The organism is Anaeromusa sp. (genome assembly GCF_028691475.1).
Taxonomy (GTDB): domain Bacteria; phylum Bacillota; class Negativicutes; order Anaeromusales; family Anaeromusaceae; genus Anaeromusa.
Window position 1 is genome coordinate 1 of the sequence record NZ_JAQUZF010000158.1, and the last position, 4,516, is coordinate 4,516.

General features: G+C 44.4%; 4 protein-coding genes. All 4 read right to left on the minus strand.

Going from position 1 to position 4,516, the window contains the following annotated elements:
* Positions 1-31: 31 nt before the first annotated feature.
* Entirely contained in the window at positions 32-1,939 is a 1,908-nt protein-coding gene (locus PHF27_RS13405; protein WP_300071110.1) for a TonB-dependent receptor, read from the minus strand.
* A gap of 1 nt (position 1,940) precedes the next feature.
* Positions 1,941-2,753, minus strand: a complete 813-nt coding sequence (locus PHF27_RS13410) for a metal ABC transporter permease (protein WP_300071111.1) — start codon at positions 2,751-2,753, stop codon at positions 1,941-1,943.
* A 5-nt stretch (positions 2,754-2,758) separates the two neighbouring features.
* Positions 2,759-3,553: an ABC transporter ATP-binding protein gene (locus PHF27_RS13415; RefSeq protein ID WP_300071113.1), complete on the minus strand. Its 795-nt coding sequence runs from the start codon at positions 3,551-3,553 to the stop codon at positions 2,759-2,761.
* Positions 3,553-4,516 (minus strand): zinc ABC transporter substrate-binding protein (locus tag PHF27_RS13420; RefSeq protein ID WP_300071116.1); only part of this gene is annotated, 964 nt, incomplete at its 5' end. The genes PHF27_RS13415 and PHF27_RS13420, both read right to left, overlap by 1 nt.

The window sequence follows — 4,516 nt, forward strand, 5'->3', positions numbered from 1 at the left end:
ACAAAGCCTTACGGAAGTCACATTTTTGTCTTTAGAACGTGCAGCGAAGGCTTGCATGAACATAGGTCCCCATTAGCGGCAAGTCTTCATCCTGTTTATTAAAGAGATTATCCACGCCTAAAACAACCGTATATTGACTGGAAAGCTTTTTCGACATGGCAAGATTCCATAGGACGTAGCTTTTTTCTCCTCCCGGAGAGGCCAGGTAGCTTTCCAGCAACTGCCCTTGGAAGCTCGCGGTAAAGTCTTTGTTGTTATGGTAGGTCAAGCCAGACGTAAGCATATGGCGCGCACGGTTCGGCAGGCGCTGCTGCGTAACGCCGTTGACTGCTTCTAAGTATGTATAGCTATTGGTCCAATCTAGAGTCGGAGAAATCATGCGGGTAAATTCGGCTTCGGTGCCGCGAATGATCGCTTTGCTGATATTTTGATACTGCTTGTTAGTCCCCGTTGTAGTCACCAAATCAATCAGATTACTCACGTCATTGGTAAAAAAAGTGACTTTCGCCGCTTTTTTATGCCACTCTTTTTCAAAGGAAAGGTCATAAGAACGAGAAGTCTCCGATTGCAGGTTAGGATTTCCTTGCTGGGTCGAAGCGCTCTGATAAAGCTGATTCGGAGTCGGACTGCGGAAACCTTGCGCCGCGTTAGCCTTAATGCGCGTCGTATCATTCACTTTGTAGGTCAAGCCCAGTTTGGGGCTGACATTGCTTTCGAATTTATTGCTGTCATCGTAGCGCAGGGATGTTACGGCCAGCAATTTATTAGATACCTGCCATTCATCCTGAACATACGCCGCCCGATAGGTAAGATTGGCGGTAGAGCCGGTTTTGGTCGCGCCGCCCGGCCCGGTCGCCGTAAAATAGCCTTCGCCGGTGTTAACTGCGGTCCCCCGGAAGGTCTCCGGCCGGTATTCCGCTCCAAAGGTAAGGCGATGCTTTGCGTTTGCTTGCTGCGTTACACGTCCTTCATACATATCAATGGTCCGTTTAGCCCGCACCCAATTGACCAGCCCCAGGGTCGCTGCGTTATTTTGATCCAAACTCTTATCCATCACCGAATGGTAGTACCTCAAAAAGACGTCTTGTTTTTCGGTCTTCTTCTCATAGGCTAACGCCAAGTCTTCACGTTCCACTATATCATGCGCTTTTACGCGCACAGCTCCAGGCTTAACAAATTCATATGTATCTTCTTTCGCATAGCCAGCGGTAAAACTCAGCTTTTCCTTGTCCGACAGCTTGTAATCTACGCCGGTATTCCAGTTTTTACGGCTTCCATAGGGAGCATAGGTCAAAGCGCCGCTTTTAAACATAGCGTCATTTTCGACTAACGAACCGGAAAAAGTGAAGGATACCTTACCCTGATGCCCTGAGTTATATTGGAACGCATAGCGGTCGCGGCTGTCGCCGCCGCTGTAAAAGCCACTGCCGACATCCAGAACTACGGACGGTTTATCGCTTTTACAGGTAATAATGTTAACGACGCCGCCCATCGCCTCGGTACCGTAAAGAGAGCTCGCCGGACCGCGGACAATCTCAATGCGCTCAATGTTTGCGATTGAAATACGATCCAGCTCATAGTTTTGATCGATTTCCGACGCCACCCGCTTGCCGTCGACCAAAATCATGGAAAAGCGCGAATCAAAGCCGCGGATCGAGATTCCTTCGCGAGTCGGCGAAGCACTTGTGCGCACTAAATTGACTCCCACCGCATAACGCAGCACATCTTTTAAGGTTTGCGCCCCTTGTTCATCCATGGTTTTGCGCGTAATCACCTGCACCGCCGAAGGAGAATCCTTGACGTCCTGCTTCGTTTTAGAAGCGGTTATGACCACTTCGTCCAAAGCGAAGGTTTCTTCCTGCGCCTCAGCGGCCTGCCCGTTAGCACTCACAGCCAGCCAAAGCGCCGCCGCCAACGCAGCTTTCTTTTTTTGTTTCATTTCAACGCCCCCTTATTCTTAAGCTCACTTTGCGAGCTAAAAAATAACTCACTGCCGATATAATAACAATCAAAGCTCCCGATGGAATATCCATTTCATAAGATAACAGCAAACCACTCACACAAAGCAAGCCGCCAAGCACCACTGCTAAGGCCATTCTAGACTCTAAACGCCTTAAAAACAGCGCCGCAATCGCTGGTGGAGCCGTAAACAAAGCCAACACTAAAACAATACCAACTACACGAATCAAAACCACAATCGACATAGCTATTACTATCAACAACAGATACTCGAAAAAAGCAACTGGCAGCCCAACAATCACTGCAAACTCATCATCAAACAAATACGCTTTCCAATAATTGAACAATGCGCAAACAACTAGCAATACGCAAACAGATAAACTTGCGATTAAATATAAATCAAGTGTTGAAACCGTTAAAATATTACCAAACAAATAAGAAGATAGGTCTGGAGGGTAACCAGGCATTAATGAAATGCACACTACACCGATTGCCATTCCTAACGACCAAAAAAGCCCAAGCACCACATCACTTCTTGTATTGCCGTGACGTTTCAAATATCCAATTCCTAAGGCCGCGCAAATCGAAATAAAGAAAGCGCCAATAATGGGGTTAATTCCCAATAAATACCCTGCCCCAACACCACCATAAGAGGCATGGGCAATTCCGCCCCCCATCATCACCAACCGCTTCTCCACAATAATTACGCCTACAATGCCACAAACAATGCTTGCAAAAACGCTTGCAAGCATTGCGTACTGAATAAACTGATATTCCATGATCGCTTCTAGCATGCTACTCATCCTTTATGTTCTTTTAATACGCGATGCGGCACGCCATGGGCAATTAAATCAACAGGACAATTATATAAATTCTGTACAATCTCTTCATTGATTTCCGCTATGCCATGATATACCAATTTTCCATTAATACAAGCCAATTCTTTCACATGTGATGAAACAGCCATCAAATCATGTGTTACTAAAACAATTGTCATTTTCTGATTCAACCGATTTAATAAAGAAAAAATAGCATCTCGCGATTGCGCATCTACGCTCGCCGTAGGTTCATCCAGCAGCATAAGTTTAGGTTCTACTGCCAATGCTCTAGCTATCAGCATCTTTTGAAATTCTCCACCAGAAAGATCTGAAATCATTCGATTTCTCAAATGTACAATACCAACCGCCTCTAGCGCCTGCTCTGTCTTTTCCAGGTCTTCCTTGCAATATTTATGAAACAAAGATACTTTTGATTTCAACCTTCCGGTCAAAACAACTTCACTGACTGTAATCGGGAACAATTTATCTACCGCTGTTATCTGCGGCACATAGCCAATTAAGCGATCCGTTTTTCCCGCTTTTTCGCCGTATATATCAACTTTGCCCGCAGTTACAGGCGTTAACCCTAAAATTGATCGCAGCAATGTTGTTTTCCCACCGCCGTTAGGCCCGATAACGCCAAGATATTCTCCTTCTTTTATTTCAAAGGATACATTTTCAATTGCAATATTTTCCCCATATTTGACAGTAAGGTTCCGAATACATACAGGAAGCTTGCTATTGACATTATCGCTTTCGCCGTTGCATATACTCATTACAATGCCTCACCCATAAGCTTTGCCATTTTTCTTAAATTCCCAATATAATCAGCCGCTAAGGGTTCTAATTGCACTGTCTTTCCTCCAATTTCACGAGCCAATGCTTCAGACTGCTTGCTCGCAATCTCTGCTTGATAAAAAACAGCTTTAATCTCTTCTTTCTTAGCCAATGAAATAACATCTTGCAAGCGCTTCGGCGTCGCCTCCTTTCCATTTTCCTCTAAAGCAATCATTTCCAAACCATAATCAGCAGCTAAATAGCCAAACGCCGGATGAAAAACGATGAATTTTTTAGTTTTTGTCTGTGCAAAAGCCTTTTGCAGTTCTTGATCTACTAAATCCAGCTTTACTTTATACGCTTGTGCGTTTTTTTCATACTTTTCTTTATTAGCAGCATCTATTTTGCCCATTTCTTTTGCAATGATATCTACCATCACCTTAGCGCGTTTGGGAGAAAGCCAAATATGAGGATCTCTTTTCCCATTCGGCAAAACAACATCAGGATATTCTTTTTTCGTTTCCTCTTGCAGCTTAACAAGCTTTAATTTTTCCAATTGTACCGCTTTAGGCAAAATAGTAGCTGCCTCCGTAGGTACTCCCACTGCAAAATAAAGCTTTGCTTTATTGAATTTTTCCATTTCCTTAGGGGTTGGTTCATAATTAGCAGGACTATTCCCAGGCGGAACCATTACCACTACATCAACCGCATCACCGCATACCGCTTCCACAAAGGTTTTTTCCGGAACAATCGTAACGGCTACCGTCAATTTTTGTTCCGCTTTTTTCTCGCTAAACCCGCAACCAGCAATTACAACCATCAGCATCATCATAAAAACTGAGTCTTTTGCATAACTAGTATTTTTAAAAAACAACGCGACATAATACGCCGAAAGATGCTCCGCCAGGTTCTCAAGAATGCAATTCAGCTTTCCGCTATAAAGCCTGGTGGAACTGCAGCTA

Excerpts from the sequence above, each read along its gene's own strand:
- PHF27_RS13415 (WP_300071113.1), bottom strand. The coding sequence starts at position 3,553 with ATGAGTATATGCAACGGCGAAAGCGATAATGTCAATAGCAAGCTTCCT.
- PHF27_RS13405 (WP_300071110.1), bottom strand. The coding sequence starts at position 1,939 with ATGAAACAAAAAAAGAAAGCTGCGTTGGCGGCGGCGCTTTGGCTGGCT.
- PHF27_RS13410 (WP_300071111.1), bottom strand. The coding sequence starts at position 2,753 with ATGCTAGAAGCGATCATGGAATATCAGTTTATTCAGTACGCAATGCTT.